Genomic DNA, 17,246 nt, shown 5'->3' on the forward strand with positions numbered 1-17,246 from the left:
CTGATTCATGCCCTGATGAATCATTCCCTGGCCATTGCGGAGTTTCCCTTTGTGGTGCGGTATCTGGGCGATGCGCAGAAAGCTCTGCCGCCCTATCAGGAAATCCTGTTTCAGAAAAACCGCAAACAATTGGGCGATATGCTCCATGCATTGCTGACCCATTTCGGGCCATCCCTTTTAAATCCGACTTCATAGAGCCTTGAGCCAGAGAAAATGCCGATATAAGGGCGCTGTAAAAGGTCCGCTTTGTGGTCACGGGCCTTGAACCCATACTCTAACCGGCACGAACATTGGAAAGCGGACCTTTTTGCCGCGCACAAATGGGCTATTTAGGGTGGCTTGGATAGGTGCTCTACGTATTCCAGACCAAGGTTGCCATTGATTCCAGACGAAGCCTGCCACTGATTCCACGGCAAAGCTGCCACCTCAGCAGGCTGCCTGAACCACCATCAAAACCGTCCTGCGTGGGATAACTTAACGGTACTCTGTCCTATGCTCAGTGATTTCGGGCGATTCAGATTAATGTTGTTCATACACAATTCGACCCCCAAGACATTAGTATGCCGCTTAGAAGCCATAGTGCAGCGACTAACTCCATATTCAGGTTTTGTGTGAACCTTGAAGCGTTCTCTTTCTTTTCTTTATTTTCACGAATTTCTTTTTCTTCAACTTTTTTATAGAGTCGCGCTTCTAAATCCGATAACTCTTGCCTGTGCTGCTTTTTGTATTCATTAAGCTGTCGTTCCAGCCTTCGCAAACGATCTTCAATAGTTTCGCCAGCGATTACGGTTGGGGCTGACACATATGAAGTTACGTTTATTGGAGCGGGCTTTAGGTGCATAGATTTTCTTTTTCTGAATATAATTCTTCCTAGCTCAACCAGTTTGTTTTTTATTGACGTCGGAAAACCTGGTTTTCCCCAATAAATCCTCAACCTGTTGAGTTCACATACGATTAGAATAATTGAAAGTATCTGCAGGAAAAAACCACCGTGCAACAGCGCGCTCCTAAAGCCGACGCCGACCAGGTTAAGCATGGCTACAGGAATTATTAACCCACCAAGGAAAACCCATAGTGGTCGGCAGCTGGCGAGCCATTCCCCAAGTGCTTTTAACGAACCTTTTGGCCAGATTCCGGCGTACTTAGAAGGGTCAGCCATCGCTTCAATTGCTCCAACTGTTTGATAGAGCCTTTGCCTGTTGCATGATTAGCTTAATCGCCGCCGGCGCCTTCTGCTGCGTGCACTTGTACCGCTGCAGCGTCCGGCGAATCAGAATCCGAAGTTTGGCCCGCACGCTCTCCCGCACCTGCCAGTCCACCGTGGTGAATTTCCTCAGCTTGTCGTTGATCTTCTTCAACGTGTCATCACCCAGCTCTGTTGGTACGCATTTTAAAAACAGGCGGTCGTTAACGGCCTTGTTATATTTTTCCACCCGCATATAGAGATGCCCAAACTGCAGCCCCACCCACTATCAGTATTGCGACTCTCTCGGCCACGTTTATAGCTTTGGCCCTGAAATCACTTCGGTACCTAAAGTCGCTCATCATAAGTCTTTTCCGGTACAAGAAATGTAGCAAGCTATTGGCAGAATGCTGGCTTGTGCAGGAACAATACTTAAAGAACACTCTAAAATGGCGCTTCACATCGTCAACCGATACTGATTCCGGCTCTTTGTACTTTCCGATTATGATTTCTTTTTCTTCTATTTCCCCGGCATCTGACTTATAAGGTGCGACAAAAACCAAAACCTGACCGGAAGGACCCTGCGAATACCATAGCTGCGCATTAGTTTCACAGGCAATTTTCAGACGGTTCTTTTCTTGATCAACTAGTGAAACGCCAAGAAGTCGGTGGCCCGTAAAAATATGGATCGAATTTATATGCTGAAACGACACTAAACCAGATGACCGAATTGGCTCCTCATCATATGCCCTCCGGATGAAAAGGCCACCAAAGTGATTGAGTGCTGACTTATGTTCCAAGTGTGCATCAAAGACCTGTCGTATTCTTCCATCAAGCGACTTCCACATGACGCGCCTGACAAAAGCCATTGAGTCCGCACTCTCCATTTTTTTAGCGTATTTGGCTACTGACACACTATGCTTCCCTCGAAATATAACGAGGCTGTAGAAAAACTCGATTCCGAGCCGTCCTCAGCGCCTGGTTCTTAAATTTTTTGTAGCGGCCATCCGCTAGCCGATGATCGCGATTCCGCTGTTCAGCCATTAGTTTCGGCCGATTTGGCGCTGCCAGCGCCGGTATTGCTGACTTCCAGCAGCCCCATTTCCGGCCCTTCTGGTCCCTGCATCACGCGGCTAACCGCCCATAATTCGCCAGCTTCTCAATATTGTGCACCAGGCAGTATAGCTGCCACTGGCCCTGCACCTTCCTCTTACCTCTCAGGCTGAAGCGGTTCAGCCGTTTCGTCGTACCAATGTTGCCGAACACCGGTTCCACCACCGACATGCGGTGGCTGTAGATCTCTTTGCCCCGCCCGGCTGTCCACCCGATGCTTCATCCAGTCCGTGTAGTTGGGCAGGCGCTTGTTCTCAATGGTGAACGAGACCTGTCGGCCAGACCCATTTCGGTGGTTAGCGGATGCAGGGTTCTGCATGCATTGGTGCTTCTTGGGACAGTGCCGACATTGCAGCAATCGACCTTCGAAGTGCACTCTGATCTTGCCATTCTCCGCTTCTCGCTGACCCCGGTAGGTAAGTGCTTCGCCGGTTGGGCAGATGCAGGTCAGCTTCACCGGATCGAACTGGAAGTCACTGGCCGGTCGCGTATCTTTCCACCCTTTATCCGGCAGGTTCTGATGACGTTTGCCGTACTTGTCTTTCTGGTTCTGGAACTTCGGATCCCGGCTGCGGAACCGGTTGTCTGGCACGTAGCCGTTGATCTGCCTTTCGTGTAGGTACTTCATGTTGGCTTCATTAGCGAAGCTTGTGTCGGCGGTGACGACCGTGCCTTGCTGGTAGATGCTCTCGGCAATGCCTAGTTTCCGGAATCGGGATTCGACGGTTTCCAGTACCGGTTGCAGGGTGTGGTGTTCCTGGCCTTCGCCGAAAGCCTCGGCATCGATGATCACCTGATGTTTCTTATCCACCGTGGCTACGCCGTTATAGCCCTGGATCGTGCCTTTGCTGGTGGTCATTTTGGCGCTTTCGTTATCAGTCAGGTTGCTCTTCACTTCCTTGCTCCGCTTCCCCCGGCCCATCCTTGGGCGGTTCGTCTTTAGGAAGCGGCCCACTTTGTTCATGGCTTCATCCAGCGAGAGGATGGTATTCGCTCGACGGATATCCCGATCCAGCTCGGCTTCGGTTTCTGCCTCGTCCCGCTCGTAATGTTCCTTCAAGTGGTGGCGGATCAGTCGTCGCAGTTTCTCCCGCTTTTCGCCCAGTTCCTTAAAGGTGCCGGACCATTCCTTGGCGGCATTTGAAGACATCTTACAGCCGTCGATAGCAAAGAGTTCGTTACCCAGCAATCCCTGTTCGTGGCACACCAGCAGCACCTGCTCGAATAGCTCTTCGATTTCCTCGGCATGGCTGCTGACAAACTTGGCCAGCGTGGTGAAGTGGGGAACGGTATCGCAGGACAGGGCCTTGAAGATGATGTTGGTCTCGCAGCACCACTGCATCTCGCGGCTGGAGGTGATGCCCTTGGAATAGGCAAACAGGATGATCTTCAGCAGGATGGCCGGATCGTAGGCTAAGCGGCCGGTGTCTTCGTTGCGGTATTTGGGATGGAAAACTGACAGGTCCAGCTTGTGTTCGATCAGGTAGTGCACTGCGTCTTCAAAGGTGCCGGGTTGAAGCTGTTCCTGGTAGTTGATCACGACCATGGCGCTCTGGTCGTAGTTGTAATGCTTGAAGCGAGGCATGCCAACGACTCCTTGTCCGTTTGCCTGATCCTACCAAACCGGAGCGGGAATTTCGGGGTTTTTCTACAGTCTCAACGCTTGCAGCATGCGCGCCCTTGAAATGAAGCCGAAGGCGCAATGTAAAGGGCGTCGCCGTGCCTGCACTGGTTTGCCGTCTAGGTTACGCAACTCATATACCGTGATTAGAGAAAAATTGCTGCCATTCCATCAAGGTATCTTCCATGAGGTCAAGTCCATCAATTGAATTTCCAGCACCTAAGATAACAGTAATTTTCTCTTCTCCTATGCCATAGTCACCGACCCCAAATCTGCCAGCTCCAAAACCTTGATCTGAATCTGCGGCGGAAACTGCGGGGTTGGGATTACGCGTTGGATCTAGCAGGAAGTGCTTGCTTGCATTGGCAAGATCACGACAAATTTTTATCGCTGTGGTGCCCCGGAACCTCTGGAGGTCAGCTTTTGCCGGTTGCGGCACCACCGGGTCGTTCTGAACCCAATCCGCGAGAGAGTATGCGGTGACCACAAAGTTGAAAAAGCGGTCGCTAGAGACTCCCTCTTGCAACAACTTCGCATCACGATCCAGTTTAGCAAGCAGGTCGGATGCCGTTTTGAGGCCATATGTACGTGACATGAGTAGGACCTTCGATAAGAGGCTAACAGTATATTAGTTTGTATTCCGACTATACCTCAGTTGCCCACGCTGAACTATGACCCTGTCAGAAACGTAAATCCGTATAGCTATCAATGACCTGCCGAATCAGCTGTTTCTGAAGAGTCGATTTTCCTCTGCGTGAAAACGCGCCTCGGCTTCTCTGCGCCTAAATAAGACCACATATGTAAATTTGCAGCAAAAAAATAGCTCGTAGAAACAGTGTGTTGGAGATCTGAGCTGGGATAAACTCGCCTGGCCCTCTCGGGTTTAACGAGACCCTGGAACATCGAATCGAGCGTTCTGCATTTATAACTATGTGTTTACACAGCGTCTACCTGGGCAAATGGGGGGGGCGCGGAAAGCGCTATTTGAGGAATCGAAAAAGGTCCGCTTTGTGGTCATAGCAGAGAAGTTCGATCCGACACGGGTCAGACTACGCTGTAAAACTACGGTCAAATTATTCTCAGCCAATCATTCACTGACCCATTTGCCGTGAATGATCAGGAACACTCGACTGACAGCACGATTCAACGTTCCCAAGATTGCTACAATGAAAAGGGATTTTGTTGGAGAGTATGATGCTAAAGAAACCCTCTTCAGAAAAAGAACTCTTGGAAGGGCTTGATGCCAGAGGCGCCCATGCGGATGAACTGGCCGAGCCGCTCCCCCAGGAACTGACGCCGCTGGAACGCCTGAAAGGCTCGGTGAAACGCTACGATTGGCCATTCGACCCCGTTTGGGACGAAGATATTGATTCTGAGGAAGGCCGGGATCAGTCGCCGAATGATGGCCCCGATTAGATAATTGTTCGTTCCACAGCCAATGGTTAGCGGAAATTAGCAGATGCATGCTAATGTCCGCTAAAGGAAGCCACTGGCAAAGCTCCCATGGGATTGGCGATCAACCAATCTGGATGACTGGACACAAACATGCTGCGAATAACACGGGCTGAACAAGCCCCGTTTCATCGAGCTTACATCACGGGCTTAACTGCGCGATGCGGCGGCGGACTTGGCGATTGCCGTCTTGGCGAACTACCGAGAAATCCTCGGCAGTTCGATCTTCCTCAATTTCGCCTTCTGAAAGGAGAGACAGCCCCAGGCCCAGAATACCAATCCACATACCCATTTTTACCGTTAGGCAACACATACGTTGTCTTCTTTGAGGAAGCCATGAGCGAACCGGAGAGCACTGAAGCCTACGTTTTGGCCCTGGCCCAGCGGCTTGGTGTTCGTTATGAAAAAACGCCGGACGATGAGCTCGCCGAAGTCATTACCCGCCTTTCTGGTGATGAGGTTGTCTCTGATGACATTGAGAATCTTATTGTCGCACTCAAGCGAGCTGGCCTGATTAGCGGTGCTGAAATGGTGGATCTGCTCAGCCGCTACTTAACGGGAAAATGGTCGAGTGGTTCCTGGACTTGCCAAACGCCGATATCCTCACAGGCCAACAAAGGAAGAGAGTAATGGCTCAGCCTGGACCAGCTGATGAGTTGGAGGAGCCGGCAACTACTAAGGAATTCTTAGTAGTTCGCCAAGAGGGCAAGCGAGAGATTCATGGCTGAAGCATTGACCATTCAGGCGCATTGGGACGGACATTGGATAGATGCTGGCAAGGTGGTTTTCCGTGACCCCAATAAGGGGCTAACCGGTGCACTACAGTTCTACTACGACACGATGTATGTCAATGATGCGGATACCTTTCGTCCCGGACTGAACTTCACGGATGAGGGGGCTATAAGCGTCGCCCTTCCGGGTGATTTTGTCAGCCACTTTAATGATCAACATGTGGCCCCACCCCTGAGAGACATGATCCCCCAAGGCGCAAGTCGACGCTCTCTGTGTAGATTATGGGGCGAAAAGGATACAGGGCCCGGTTTGGACTTTCGCTTACTCAAGGAAGGTTGCGTTGCGCCCATCGGCAACCTCCGAATTAAAGAAGCCGCCGAAGCATTTCATGAGCGAATCGCCGGCAAGCAACCAATATCATTCACACGCGAGGACGTCGCAGATCACAACGGTGAACTGATCGAGCATGCCCACAGTCTTGGTATAGCAGTTGAGGGCGCCACTGGCGCAGGCGGCGAGGCCCAGAAGCTTCTTCTGGTTGAGGATGAAGCTGGCTCCCTCTATCTGGAAGGTACCCTTGATGAAGCCAGAATCGCCCAACACTGGCGGGTCAAGTTTCCTCGTGGCCGAATGCTCTCTGACGATGAAGACATCCTGAGGGCTGAGGGTGTGTTCTATGACGTCCTGGCAGATCTCGGTGCGCACACCATATAAAGGGTCAAGGTTACACGAAGGGCGCAAGCCCTCGCTGTGGCTGCCGCGGTTTGATCGGGTGATTAGAGATGGACGCATCCAACGTTGTGGCGTGGAATCTGTCTACAGTCTGATGGGAATGGTGGGTGATGGCGCACGGCTACAACATACCGATGTTCTGTCACGCCTGAATGGTTATCTCGACATCGATTTCGACGACCTGCTTGTCGAATACCTGCTCCGAGATCTCATAAACATGGCTATCGGGAACACCGACAACCATGGCCGAAACACTGCGATTCTCAAGCGGGATGGAGTCATTGAGCTTGCACCAGCTTTCGACCTGGCGCCCATGGTGCTCGACCCGGAGGCTGTCACCAGAGCGACAGTATGGCCAAGGCATTTCCACCAGCAACGTGGAGTGAATTATGGCGCTATCATCAAACGCCTGGCGCATGATCCGGAGGCGGCAACCAGAACTCTGATATACCGGCTTGGTGATTTGGCTTATTTTAAGGAGCGGGCCATCCATAGAGGTCTACCCGGATTGATTCAGAACAGCCCCCTAATCCACCTGGATAGTTTCAGCTCCGCAGCGAAAGCCATTCAAGGTCAATGGCATGAAGTCAGGACTGCCAGATAATGATGCCCTCCCGGGCTATATTATTCAGGATGTCCGGATTGGAGTAGCTGGCCGGATTTTCCCATTCAGTCTCCCAGACCAGAAACGGCTGAATCCGGACACTGGTCTCAAGCAGCACATCGTAAGCCATATCGGCCATCGCAAGTTTGGTCTCGACAAAATCACCAGGCTCGCCGCGCAGTATCACCGCCACATCGGCATCGCTTTCCGTCTGGTAATCACCCCGGGCACGACTGCCAAACAGTACGAGCTGAATGACCTCAAACTATTCTGACACAAGCTTGGCGAATTTCAGGAAGGTCTCTCGGAGATCAATTTCGCTCTCCATGACCTTTTGCCGGATCGCTGAGTTCATTTCTTCAATGCTGACTGCTCGTTGAGAGGAAACAATGCCTCGCAGGCTACTGACGTCCTGCTCCAGATCAACAGCAGGCGCCTGGTCCCACTCACGCAACGCTTCTGTAATGGGAGCATTCTGATCGCCCTGGGCAACCAGTTCGTTGGGGCTGTAGTCTTTTGGCCCGGTCATGGTGCTTTCCCGATCTCAAGTGTTCGCGTCGCCCAAGGAGCCTCAGATGTGGTCTGGTCACCCTTGAGGGCGGCCATGGCGATCTTGGACTTGAATGATGCGCTGTATTGCTTGCGTTTCTTGCTCATGATTCTCCTCCTTGTGGAGATAATGAATCAGAGGTTAGGCACCTGTCCAAATCTCGGGGTCGACTTCAATACTTAACGGGAAATGGCTTTTTTTCGACTTAACTTTAGTTCTGGGCTGATAGGGGTAGGTAGACTTCAAACCCCTGGTTATTTAGTTTCCTTTAAAACCAGACCGACAAGTTTGTGAACGATGGGTGACACGATTAGTATCGTGGGGAATGCTACAACGAACGCAAATAGCCAAGCCTTTAACCAGATTGAAATTATATCGCTCACCCAGCCGACATTATAGACGCTAATGACCAGTGACATAATGCAGGACATCAGTAGCGACATAAAAAACGAAAACACAAGTCTGTGGTATTTTCGATCAATCATTCTGCCGCTCCCCTATAACCGGCTGACGCAAAGAGTATTTTTCAGCGTTAATCGCTTCGACTCCAGTTCAATGCGTTATAAAGTTTATGTTCGGCCCGCCTCAGGTAAACTCTTCGGTATCGACCTCAGCCTGTTGCGCACTGCTGTAGCGGGGGCCATGAACCGTATTCTGGTTAATCAGGGCATCCAGTTGGTTGACGATGTCGTCGACTAACTGGATCGACTCGGCATTCAGGTTTTCCCGCATATGGTGAACTGAACGTGTGCCGGGGATTGGAACGATGAAATCCCCCTTCGACTTGAGCCACGCCAGGGCCAGCTGTGCAGGGGTACAGTCGACTCCCTTGGCAATGGCAATATAGCCATCCAGAAGCTTACGATTTTTCTCGTAATTTTTCCTGTGGAACCGCGGCATGTTTTTGCGAATATCATTCTCCACGAGGCTGTCTATATCCTCCAGAGTGTTGGTGAGAAAACCTCGGGCCAAAGGGCTAAAGGCAACAAAGCGGGTACCGCTGTTGCGACAAGCTTCTAAAACGGCGATCTCGGGATTGCGAGACCAGAGTGAATATTCGGTCTGGACAGCAGCAATGGGATGCTCGGATTGGGCACGCGCAAGTGTTTGTGCCGATACTTCCGACAGGCCGATTGCGCCGATCTTGCCCTCATGCACCATGTTGGCTAGGGCACCGATGCTTTCTTCAATTGGCACGTTAGGATCAAGGCGGTGAAGATAGTATAGGTCAATGTGATCCGTCTGAAGGCGGCGCAGGCTGGCCTCACACTGGACCCGCAGGGTGTTCGGGCGCCCATCGATTTCCTTCTTTCCACTGTCCTGACCGATAGTCATGCCGCACTTACTGGCCAGAAACAGTGATTGACGATGAGTCTTTAATCCTTTGCCAACAACTGTTTCGTTGCGACCGCCACCATAAAGTGTCGCAGTATCGAAATGGCGATACCCCATATCGAACGCTTCCTGCAATGCGCTAACGGCGTCATGTTCTGACAACGGAGTTCCATAGGCGTGCGACAGGTTCATACAGCCGAGGCCGATGCCGGGCTGATCAAAGTACTCTTCCAGCGTTCGGGACATGTGGGGTTCCTTTAAGGTTGGTGGTTCACATGGGGCAACGGCGAGCAGGATCGATCAGCTGTCGGCTTTGAGGTGCTGCTCCAGACGATCCAGCGTTTCCATCGCAGTGAGACATTGGGCAACGCTGGCATTCGGTTCTCGGCCTTCTTTGATGGCGTTAATAAATTCTCGATCTTGCAGTTCGATGCCATTGTCGGAATCGGCTACGTCGCTCAAATCGATCTTGTTACCGTGGCCGTCGAGCAAGTCGTCGTAACGAGCTATATAGGTGCCGTTATCGCAGATGTAACGAAAGAAAGTGCCGAAAGGGCCATCGTTATTGAATGACAGGGATAGGGTGCAGAGTGCGCCACGGCCAGTTTTCATGCCAATGCTCATGTCCATGGCAATACCCAGGTCCGGATGGTGCGGGCCTTCTAGTGCCTGGACTTTGGTGGCTTGTTCGCCGGCCTGATATTGAAAAAGGTCGACGGTGTGGCAGGCGTGATGCCACAGCAGGTGGTCGGTCCAAGAGCGTGGCTCGCCTTTGGCGTTGGTGTTAGTGCGACGGAAGAAGTAGGTTTGTACATCCATTTGCTGGATGTTCAGCTCGCCGGCCTGGATCTTATTGTGGATCCACTGATGGCTGGGGTTAAAACGACGCGTGTGGCCGGCCATGGCAACAAGACCTGCTTTCTTTTGGACTTCCACCAGCTTGCGAGAGTCTTCGATGTTGTCCGCCATCGGAATTTCGACCATCACGTGTTTGCCCGCTTCCAGGCACTGGATGGCTTGAGCCGCGTGAATCGGAGTCGGGGTGGCCAGAATAACACCGTCTACATCGTCGCGGCCCAGTGCTTCGGCTAGGTCAGTGGTATGGTGAGAAACGCCCCGATCTCGGGCCAACTCTTGGATAACATCGGCTTTCGTGTCTACAACAGATGTGATGGTTGCCCCTTCGATGGATTCAATGGCGTCCATATGTTTAGTGCCAAAGGCACCGGATGCGCCGGCTACACATAATCTCATGTCTTATTCTCCTGATCTTGAATGCGTCGATTTTACTGGCCAAGTGCAGCGTTGTGCTGAGCTTGCACATTGTATATTTGGCAAAATTTACCATTAAGATGAGCCAAGGAATAATTGAATAAACTCTTTTGGTATTCAAAATTTGCAATAGGGGGGGGGTATTTTAGCTTCCCTTATACTGCGAGGCAGCATCTTTCAGTAGATCCATGAAGTGCTTCTGAGTAGGTGTTGGGTGCCAGTCCCGGCGGACTGTAATGCCGATCGGACGTCCAGTGTGGCTGAGGTCATAGGGTATCACGCCGAGGATATTCTGATGCAGCTCCTGCTCTATCTGATGTGTGGAGATGAGGGTCAGGCGTTCACTGCCGCTCAATAGCGAGCGAATAAGTATTTGCGAACTGGTCTCGACGAGTCTTTGAGGGGGTCGAAGGCCACGGTCAGAAAACAAAGTTTCAAAAAATTTGCGAGTGGGAGTGCCCTTTCGAGGAACTACCCACCCATAATCGAGCAGCTGCTCCAACTCCAGTGAGTGCTTCTGGTTCAGAGGGTGGCCTTTTCGGCCAACGATGGCGAGGGGAGGTGAAATGAGCTCTTCTTGAACAATGTCTTCGGTCGGTGGAGGGAAGCGTAATGCACCGATCAATAGATCCACGTCTCCGTTTCGCAGGTGAAATAGCAAATCGTTGTACGGAGCGTCGACCACATCCAAGCCAATATCAGGGTGACTCAGCGTAAAGCGGTTGATGACGTCCGGCAGTATGGAGGTTCTTGCCAACGGCATGCTGCCGATGACGATCTTGCCCACCTCCCGGGATAGGAGTGCCGATATCTCATAAAAGCCCTGCTCGATCTCGGCAAACGCCAATTTTGCGGCACGGGATAACTGTTCTGCAGAACGTGTTGGCATGATTGATGAGCGGGCCTTTTCAAATAATGTTACACCCAGTAGCTCCTCGAGCTCCCTGCTGGCCCTGTGCAGTGAGGACTGAGAGATATCTAATTGCCGACTAGCCACACTGAAGCTGTGGTTTTCTGTGACGGCGATAAGTGCCCGCAACTGAGTGGTGGTCAGTAGCGGCAGCAGAGCAGTTGCACGAGATTGTCTGGTGCTGGTTCTGAGGGCGACACGGGTTCCACGTTCCAGGTATTCAATACAGCGCAATACTCGCGCTTTGAAGACAACGCCAGAACCTGTCAAGAACATGCCGTTTGCTTGTCGCTCGAATAACTCCGTGTCTAATAGTGCTTCTAGTTTTCCTATCGCCTGCGTGATTGCAGGTTGGGAGAGGAATACTAGTGGAGCAGCCTTACTGATGCTGCCGTGTTTGGCTACCTCAATGAAGACTCGAAGGTGTCTCAGGTTGGGAATAGCGAAATGCATAGCGGTTCTCAGGACGGGCGAGTTTGATAGCGTATTCTCAAAAACCAATACTATTGCGGTTAAATTGAAATAGCCAGTCTCTGTTGCCTGACTAATACTAGGGGCAATACATCTCTAGACCAACTTAATCAATATCCAAGGTGTGAGAAATGATTATAGATTGTCATGGTCACTACACGACCACGCCATCGCAGGTAGGTGAGTACCGTGAGAAACAGAAAAGAGCGGTTGCCGCGGATCCCGATTTCATCGGTGAAAAAGGCCAGATTAACATCAGCGATGATGAGATCCGGGAAAGTATCAAAAAGAACCAACTGCGATTGCAGCAGGAACGCGGTACTGATCTGACGATCTTTTCGCCACGGGCGAGCTGGATGGGGCATCATGTTGGCAACGAGCACACTAGCCGTTTCTGGACCGAGCACCAGAATGACCTGATTCGCCGCGTTTGTGATCTGTTCCCCAACAACTTTGCACCGGTTGCCCAGTTGCCGCAGTCTCCGGGTGTTGATCCGGCCAAGTCCGTTCCCGAGATAGTCCGGACCGTCGAGCAGATGGGCTTTCTCGGTATCAACTTAAACCCAGACCCCAGTGGCGGTCATTGGAATGGCTCTTCCCTGGCCGATCGTTCTTTCTATCCGATCTACGAAAAAATGGTCGAGTACGATATTCCTGCCATGGTGCACGTCAGTGCGGCTTGTAACGACTGCTTCCATACTACTGGGTCCCACTACTTGGGTGCTGACACTACCGGCTTTCAGCAATTGATGATGTCGGATGTTTTTAAGGATTTTCCTGAACTGAAAATCATCATTCCGCATGGGGGGGGAGCCGTTCCCTACCATTGGGGTCGTTTCCGTGGTCTGGCACTGGACCGTGGTTTCGATCTAGAGGAACGGGTATTGAATAACATCTACTTCGATACTTGCGTTTATCACCAGCGCGGCATCGATCTTCTGATAGACATCATTCCGTCGAAAAACATCCTGTTCGCCTCTGAAATGATCGGGGCGGTACGTGGCATCGATCCAGAAACCGGGCACTACTTCGATGACACCAAGCGTTATATCGACAACAACGTCGCCTTAAGCGCAGAGCAGAAGCGAGATATTTTCGAGCACAACATTCGTCGTGTGTTCAGTCGTCTGAAAGTGCCTTCCTGAGCAGGAGCAGTGAGCAATGAGAGACAACGTAGTTGTACAAAACATTGAACGTGTCGATCAATCCGTAATTGAAGGACTGGCTGAGTGTGGTGTGGCGACCATTCATGAGGCACAAGGTCGTGTCGGCCTGCTGGCACATTACATGCGGCCGATTCAACAGGATAAAACTATAGCCGGCTCTGCTCTGACTATATCCGGAGCTGCCGGTGATAATTGGATGATGCATGTAGCCATTGAGCAGGCTATGAAAGGCGACATGTTGGTATTTTCACCGACGTCACCCTCAGTTCACGGTTTTTTTGGCGATCTGTTGGCAACCTCTGCTCAGACGCGCGGTGTGGTCGGGCTGGTGATTGATGGCGGTGTTCGTGACACCCGCGATCTTCGCGAAATGAACTTTCCGGTATGGTCCAAAGCGGTCTTCGCCGAGGGCACTATTAAGGAGACTTTAGGCTCGGTGAATGTGCCTATTGTTTGCGCCCATGCATTGATCAATCCGGGCGATATCATCGTTGCTGACGACGACGGTGTTGTGGTTGTTCGCCGCGAAAAGGCTGCGGAGGTTCTGGAGCTCTCCCGCCAGCGTGAAGCGAAGGAAGAAGAGAAACGTGTGCGTTTGGCCAATGGTGAGTTGGGCCTGGATATCTACAGCATGCGTCCGCGACTGGAAGAGAAGGGGCTGAAGTATGTCTGATGGCGTTCGCTGCATGTGGATGCGCGGTGGTACCTCCAAAGGAGGCTACTTCCTGGATTCGGATCTGCCCGCTGACACTGCTGAGCGTGATGCCTTTCTTTTGGGAGTCATGGGCTCCCCGGACCCACGCCAGATCGATGGCATGGGCGGTGCTGATCCACTGACCTCAAAAGTGGCTGTGGTCAGGCCGTCGGAACGTGACGATGCCGATGTTGACTACCTGTTCCTGCAGGTATTTGTCGATCAGGCGATTGTGACCGATGCTCAGAATTGCGGAAACATTCTTGCCGGAGTTGGTCCCTTCACCATTGAGCGTGGTCTGGTGTCAGCCAGCTCCGATGAGACTGAAGTGCGCATTTTCATGCGGAACACCGGACAGATTGCCCGCGCCCGCGTTGCCACCCCTGGTTGCATGGTTAGCTATGTGGGAGATGCGCGCATTGACGGCGTGCCTGGCAGCTCTGCACCGGTATCGATTACCTTTGAAGACACTGCAGGTTCCAGTTGTGGCGCGCTGCTTCCCACCGGCAATATTGTGGATACGATTAATGATGTTGAAGTGACCCTGATCGACAATGGCATGCCGGTTGTGGTCATTCGCGCCGAAGACATGGGCGTTGCCGGCACAGAAAGCCGGGAAGAACTGGAAGCCAACGATGATCTCCGGGCAATGCTCGAGTCGATCCGTTTGAAGGCGGGGCCGATGATGAATCTGGGCGATGTTACCCAGAAATCTGTGCCCAAATTAAGCATGGTAAGTAAGGCAAAGTCGGGCGGTGCGCTTTCTACACGTACCTTCATCCCGCATCGTTGCCATGCGTCTATTGGGGTGCTGGGTGCGGTCAGCGTTGCTACCGCGGCAGTGCTCAAGAGTTCACCGGCCGAAGCTGTCGCGGAGCTTCCCGAAGGCGACCGCAAGATACTATCAGTGGAGCACCCGATTGGGGAAATGACAGTAATCCTGGATTTGGACCACGTCGGACAAGTTGCCTCAGCGGCCATTCTTCGTACAGCCCGTAAACTTTTCGACGGTTTTGTTTTTGCTCACGAAAATTGATTTTAGGTACCGCAAAATGATGAATTCAGATTACCTACCGTTCCATGCCGATCCCTCTAGGCCAAAGTTCAAGGCACCGGTCGGTGCAGTTGATGCTCACTGCCATGTTTTTGGGCCTGCGAGCAATTTTCCGTACCACCCCAAGCGCAAATACACACCCTGTGATGCTCCGAAAGAAAAGCTTTTCGCATTGCGCGACTACCTGGGTTTCGAACGCAACGTGATTGTTCAGGCATCTTGTCATGGCACCGATAATGCCGCATTGGTTGACGCACTGGAAACTGCCGGTGAACTGGCTCGAGGCGTAGCGGTAGTAGATCCTGCTATCACCGGAGAGGAGCTCAAGGCGATGGACAAAGCCGGTGTCCGTGCTGTGCGGTTTAACTTCGTCAAGCGCCTGGTTGATTTCACGCCGAGAGAAGCATTGCTGGCTATTGCGGAAAAGATTAAACCTTTGGGCTGGCACATCGTGGTGTATTTCGAGGCGCCAGACCTCGAAGAGTTGGCCCCGTTCCTGAGTGAGCTCAACACCACCATTGTGGTTGATCATATGGGGCGGCCAGATGTGGCCAAAGGTGTTGATCACGCGGATTTCCAGCGTTTTATCGACCTGATGAAGAATAATGGCAAGATCTGGACCAAGGTTTCCTGCCCCGAGCGATTGACACAGACACCGCCAAACTACTCCGACGTAGTGCCGTTTGCGAGGATGCTGGTAGAAACCTTCCCCGATCGTGTGTTGTGGGGTACCGACTGGCCGCATCCGAACATGAAGTCCCATGTGCCAGACGACGGAAAACTGGTGGATGTGATTCCGGAGATCGCGCCGACCGCCGAACTGCAGCAAAAGTTGCTGGTTGACAACCCGATGCGGCTCTGCTGGTCGTAACCTGAAGGTCTTCTAAGAGGAGAAGCTCCGATGACGAAACAAGATAAGGGAACATGGGGCACTATCAAATTTGATGGGCCACTGGCTACCCGAGGCTATGCACTGAACAAGATGTGTTACTCGTTCAACGACGCCGAGGCCAGGGAAGAGTTCAAGAAAGACGAGGCAGCCTATTGCGACAAATTTGGCCTGACCCCGGAACAGAAAGAAGCCGTGATCAAACGGGATATTCTGGGCCTGGAACGTTTGGGCGGTAGCATCTATTACCTGGCCAAATTTGCCGGCCTACTGGGCCTGAACGTACAGGACGTAGGAGGTATCCAGACTGGTCGCACCACCGAAGAGTTTAAGGCATACCTGGAAAGCCAGGGGAGAGGTAAAGACAATGGCTAAGATAATTGGCGGTATCACAACTTCACACATTCCAGCAATCGGCATTGCCATGGACAAGGGGTTGGAAGACACTCCTTACTGGAAAGACTTCTTTGCTGCCTACCCGCCCATTCGTGAATGGTTGGGTGAGCAAAAGCCAGACATTGCCATTGTGTTCTACAATGACCACGGATTGGAAATGTTCCTGGATAAAAAACCTACTTTCGCACTTGGCTGTGCACCACGTTACGAAAACGCTGATGAAGGTTGGGGCATAGCCACCATCCCGCCAGTGACGGGTGAAACCGATCTGTCATGGCACATAGCCAATGAGCTGATCGAACATGATTTCGACCCAACGATTTGCCAAGACATCAAGGTAGACCATGGTTTGACCGTGCCGCTGTCACTGATGTATCCGGGCCGTAATTACCAACACCTGAAGGTCATTCCGGTGTGCATCAACTGTGAACGTTTCCCCATGCCCAAGCCTTCTCGTTGCTATGCTCTGGGCCAGGCCATTGGTAGAGCCGTGGAATCTTTTGCTGGCGACCAGAAGGTGGTTGTGTTGGGTACTGGTGGTTTGTCTCACCAACTAGATGGTGAGCGTGCTGGCTTCATAAATACTGATTTTGACCTTGAAAGCATGGACAAACTGGTAAATGATCCGGAAGCACTGACTAAATACAGCAACGATGACTTAGTGGAAATTGCCGGTGCTCAGGCGGTGGAGCTGAACATGTGGTTAGCCATGCGTGGGACCATGCTGGGTGGTGTTAAGGAAATCCACCGAAACTACGTGGCGCCTATTTCGAACACTGGTGCCGGCACTCAGCTGCTACTGAATGAGTAAACACCTAGCATCGATTTTGCTTTGTATCTTTTATTTTTCACAAATGAAACAGGACAATGTAAGTTCGAAGCGGTATCGATAGCGGGCTCTTCGGCAAGGCGCTTCTGCCAGTTGCAAGATCTTAAATAACCGATGCCCTCCTGCGTACAGAACTGCCTGACTGAAAGGCAGCTTTAGGTCTCCTCAATAAAGTAGAGCGAGACAGGTACTGACTTTTGAATATTCAGTTGCAAATGTGATCCGGGATATCACAACCTGAAT

At 51.8% G+C, this 17,246-nt stretch carries 21 protein-coding genes and 2 pseudogenes; 11 read left to right on the forward strand and 12 right to left on the reverse strand.

Annotated features, from left to right (window positions below):
• The first annotated feature begins 15 nt into the window (after positions 1–15).
• On the forward strand, positions 16–195 hold the full coding sequence (locus M8010_RS02890) for a hypothetical protein (protein WP_250088143.1): 180 nt from the start codon (positions 16–18) through the stop codon (positions 193–195).
• A 334-nt stretch (positions 196–529) separates the two neighbouring features.
• Here the strand turns inward: M8010_RS02890 and M8010_RS02895 are convergent, their stop codons facing one another.
• The 5 genes and pseudogenes from M8010_RS02895 to M8010_RS02915 all read right to left on the reverse strand — a co-directional run bounded on the left by M8010_RS02895 (position 530) and on the right by M8010_RS02915 (position 4,512).
• Positions 530–1,159 carry a hypothetical protein gene (locus M8010_RS02895; RefSeq protein ID WP_250088145.1) on the reverse strand — a complete coding sequence of 210 codons (630 nt, stop codon included), beginning with the start codon at positions 1,157–1,159 and terminating at the stop codon, positions 530–532.
• Between the two features lie 4 nt (positions 1,160–1,163).
• Positions 1,164–1,376, reverse strand: a pseudogene (locus tag M8010_RS02900) (type I restriction enzyme endonuclease domain-containing protein); the annotation flags it as partial.
• A gap of 43 nt (positions 1,377–1,419) precedes the next feature.
• Positions 1,420–2,097: a hypothetical protein gene (locus tag M8010_RS02905; RefSeq protein ID WP_250088148.1), complete on the reverse strand. Its 678-nt coding sequence runs from the start codon at positions 2,095–2,097 to the stop codon at positions 1,420–1,422.
• Positions 2,098–2,308: 211 nt separating this feature from the next.
• Positions 2,309–3,881 (reverse strand): annotated as a pseudogene (locus tag M8010_RS02910) (transposase).
• Between the two features lie 169 nt (positions 3,882–4,050).
• Entirely contained in the window at positions 4,051–4,512 is a 462-nt protein-coding gene (locus M8010_RS02915) for a hypothetical protein (RefSeq protein WP_250088155.1), read from the reverse strand.
• 599 nt (positions 4,513–5,111) lie between these two features.
• Between M8010_RS02915 and M8010_RS02920 the strand changes: the two genes are divergently transcribed.
• From M8010_RS02920 to M8010_RS02935, 4 genes are all read left to right on the forward strand, one after another.
• The gene (locus M8010_RS02920) at positions 5,112–5,333 is read left to right on the forward strand and encodes a hypothetical protein (protein ID WP_250088156.1); all 222 of its coding nucleotides are present in this window, start codon (positions 5,112–5,114) and stop codon (positions 5,331–5,333) included.
• Positions 5,334–5,462: 129 nt separating this feature from the next.
• Positions 5,463–5,999: a hypothetical protein gene (locus tag M8010_RS02925; protein WP_250088158.1), complete on the forward strand. Its 537-nt coding sequence runs from the start codon at positions 5,463–5,465 to the stop codon at positions 5,997–5,999.
• Between the two features lie 90 nt (positions 6,000–6,089).
• Positions 6,090–6,815 (forward strand): hypothetical protein, encoded by a 726-nt coding sequence (locus M8010_RS02930; protein ID WP_250088171.1) that lies wholly within the window; start codon positions 6,090–6,092, stop codon positions 6,813–6,815.
• Positions 6,778–7,437, forward strand: coding sequence for a HipA domain-containing protein (locus tag M8010_RS02935; RefSeq protein ID WP_250088173.1), 660 nt, complete (start codon positions 6,778–6,780; stop codon positions 7,435–7,437). The genes M8010_RS02930 and M8010_RS02935 overlap by 38 nt, the downstream gene beginning before the upstream one ends.
• Here the strand turns inward: M8010_RS02935 and M8010_RS02940 are convergent.
• The 7 genes from M8010_RS02940 to M8010_RS02965 all read right to left on the reverse strand — a co-directional run bounded on the left by M8010_RS02940 (position 7,421) and on the right by M8010_RS02965 (position 11,957).
• Positions 7,421–7,693 (reverse strand): nucleotidyltransferase domain-containing protein, encoded by a 273-nt coding sequence (locus tag M8010_RS02940; protein ID WP_349666092.1) that lies wholly within the window; start codon positions 7,691–7,693, stop codon positions 7,421–7,423. The genes M8010_RS02935 and M8010_RS02940 overlap by 17 nt on opposite strands.
• Before the next feature lie 9 nt (positions 7,694–7,702).
• Positions 7,703–7,966 carry an AbrB family transcriptional regulator gene (locus tag M8010_RS02945; protein WP_250088176.1) on the reverse strand — a complete coding sequence of 88 codons (264 nt, stop codon included), beginning with the start codon at positions 7,964–7,966 and terminating at the stop codon, positions 7,703–7,705.
• On the reverse strand, positions 7,963–8,094 hold the full coding sequence (locus M8010_RS19925; RefSeq protein WP_284047934.1) for a hypothetical protein: 132 nt from the start codon (positions 8,092–8,094) through the stop codon (positions 7,963–7,965). Before M8010_RS19925 ends, M8010_RS02945 begins: the two co-directional genes overlap by 4 nt.
• A 147-nt stretch (positions 8,095–8,241) precedes the next feature.
• Entirely contained in the window at positions 8,242–8,472 is a 231-nt protein-coding gene (locus tag M8010_RS02950) for a DUF2798 domain-containing protein (RefSeq protein WP_349666080.1), read from the reverse strand.
• Between the two features lie 100 nt (positions 8,473–8,572).
• A complete protein-coding gene (locus M8010_RS02955) occupies positions 8,573–9,568 on the reverse strand; it encodes an aldo/keto reductase (protein ID WP_250088179.1) in 996 nt (331 codons plus the stop codon).
• Between the two features lie 54 nt (positions 9,569–9,622).
• Positions 9,623–10,576: a Gfo/Idh/MocA family oxidoreductase gene (locus M8010_RS02960; RefSeq protein WP_250088181.1), complete on the reverse strand. Its 954-nt coding sequence runs from the start codon at positions 10,574–10,576 to the stop codon at positions 9,623–9,625.
• A 163-nt stretch (positions 10,577–10,739) separates the two neighbouring features.
• Positions 10,740–11,957, reverse strand: a complete 1,218-nt coding sequence (locus M8010_RS02965) for a LysR family transcriptional regulator (protein ID WP_250088183.1) — start codon at positions 11,955–11,957, stop codon at positions 10,740–10,742.
• A 149-nt stretch (positions 11,958–12,106) separates the two neighbouring features.
• Here M8010_RS02965 and M8010_RS02970 point away from each other — a divergent pair, with 149 nt between their 5' ends.
• The 6 genes from M8010_RS02970 to M8010_RS02995 are packed head-to-tail and all read left to right on the forward strand — an operon-like array spanning position 12,107 to position 16,985.
• Entirely contained in the window at positions 12,107–13,120 is a 1,014-nt protein-coding gene (locus tag M8010_RS02970; protein ID WP_250088185.1) for an amidohydrolase family protein, read from the forward strand.
• Between the two features lie 16 nt (positions 13,121–13,136).
• Positions 13,137–13,814, forward strand: coding sequence for a 4-carboxy-4-hydroxy-2-oxoadipate aldolase/oxaloacetate decarboxylase (locus M8010_RS02975; protein WP_250088187.1), 678 nt, complete (start codon positions 13,137–13,139; stop codon positions 13,812–13,814).
• Positions 13,807–14,871 carry a 4-oxalomesaconate tautomerase gene (locus M8010_RS02980; RefSeq protein WP_250088195.1) on the forward strand — a complete coding sequence of 355 codons (1,065 nt, stop codon included), beginning with the start codon at positions 13,807–13,809 and terminating at the stop codon, positions 14,869–14,871. Before M8010_RS02975 ends, M8010_RS02980 begins: the two co-directional genes overlap by 8 nt.
• Before the next feature lie 16 nt (positions 14,872–14,887).
• Positions 14,888–15,760, forward strand: coding sequence for an amidohydrolase family protein (locus M8010_RS02985; RefSeq protein ID WP_250088197.1), 873 nt, complete (start codon positions 14,888–14,890; stop codon positions 15,758–15,760).
• Positions 15,761–15,790: 30 nt separating this feature from the next.
• Positions 15,791–16,153 carry a protocatechuate 4,5-dioxygenase subunit alpha gene (locus M8010_RS02990; RefSeq protein WP_250088199.1) on the forward strand — a complete coding sequence of 121 codons (363 nt, stop codon included), beginning with the start codon at positions 15,791–15,793 and terminating at the stop codon, positions 16,151–16,153.
• Entirely contained in the window at positions 16,146–16,985 is an 840-nt protein-coding gene (locus M8010_RS02995; protein ID WP_250088201.1) for a class III extradiol dioxygenase family protein, read from the forward strand. Before M8010_RS02990 ends, M8010_RS02995 begins: the two co-directional genes overlap by 8 nt.
• Positions 16,986–17,246 lie beyond the last annotated feature (261 nt).

Source organism: Marinobacter sp. ATCH36, from assembly GCF_023555055.1.
Classification (GTDB): domain Bacteria; phylum Pseudomonadota; class Gammaproteobacteria; order Pseudomonadales; family Oleiphilaceae; genus Marinobacter.

Coding starts and splice junctions, on each gene's coding strand:
- M8010_RS02990 (WP_250088199.1), top strand. CDS start 15,791: ATGACGAAACAAGATAAGGGAACATGGGGCACTATCAAATTTGATGGG.
- M8010_RS02980 (WP_250088195.1), top strand. CDS start 13,807: ATGTCTGATGGCGTTCGCTGCATGTGGATGCGCGGTGGTACCTCCAAA.
- M8010_RS02935 (WP_250088173.1), top strand. CDS start 6,778: ATGACGTCCTGGCAGATCTCGGTGCGCACACCATATAAAGGGTCAAGG.
- M8010_RS19925 (WP_284047934.1), bottom strand. CDS start 8,094: ATGAGCAAGAAACGCAAGCAATACAGCGCATCATTCAAGTCCAAGATC.
- M8010_RS02920 (WP_250088156.1), top strand. CDS start 5,112: ATGCTAAAGAAACCCTCTTCAGAAAAAGAACTCTTGGAAGGGCTTGAT.
- M8010_RS02965 (WP_250088183.1), bottom strand. CDS start 11,957: ATGCATTTCGCTATTCCCAACCTGAGACACCTTCGAGTCTTCATTGAG.
- M8010_RS02915 (WP_250088155.1), bottom strand. CDS start 4,512: ATGTCACGTACATATGGCCTCAAAACGGCATCCGACCTGCTTGCTAAA.
- M8010_RS02955 (WP_250088179.1), bottom strand. CDS start 9,568: ATGTCCCGAACGCTGGAAGAGTACTTTGATCAGCCCGGCATCGGCCTC.
- M8010_RS02895 (WP_250088145.1), bottom strand. CDS start 1,159: ATGGCTGACCCTTCTAAGTACGCCGGAATCTGGCCAAAAGGTTCGTTA.
- M8010_RS02975 (WP_250088187.1), top strand. CDS start 13,137: ATGAGAGACAACGTAGTTGTACAAAACATTGAACGTGTCGATCAATCC.
- M8010_RS02960 (WP_250088181.1), bottom strand. CDS start 10,576: ATGAGATTATGTGTAGCCGGCGCATCCGGTGCCTTTGGCACTAAACAT.
- M8010_RS02950 (WP_349666080.1), bottom strand. CDS start 8,472: ATGATTGATCGAAAATACCACAGACTTGTGTTTTCGTTTTTTATGTCG.
- M8010_RS02945 (WP_250088176.1), bottom strand. CDS start 7,966: ATGACCGGGCCAAAAGACTACAGCCCCAACGAACTGGTTGCCCAGGGC.
- M8010_RS02985 (WP_250088197.1), top strand. CDS start 14,888: ATGATGAATTCAGATTACCTACCGTTCCATGCCGATCCCTCTAGGCCA.
- M8010_RS02930 (WP_250088171.1), top strand. CDS start 6,090: ATGGCTGAAGCATTGACCATTCAGGCGCATTGGGACGGACATTGGATA.
- M8010_RS02890 (WP_250088143.1), top strand. CDS start 16: ATGAATCATTCCCTGGCCATTGCGGAGTTTCCCTTTGTGGTGCGGTAT.
- M8010_RS02995 (WP_250088201.1), top strand. CDS start 16,146: ATGGCTAAGATAATTGGCGGTATCACAACTTCACACATTCCAGCAATC.
- M8010_RS02925 (WP_250088158.1), top strand. CDS start 5,463: ATGCTGCGAATAACACGGGCTGAACAAGCCCCGTTTCATCGAGCTTAC.
- M8010_RS02970 (WP_250088185.1), top strand. CDS start 12,107: ATGATTATAGATTGTCATGGTCACTACACGACCACGCCATCGCAGGTA.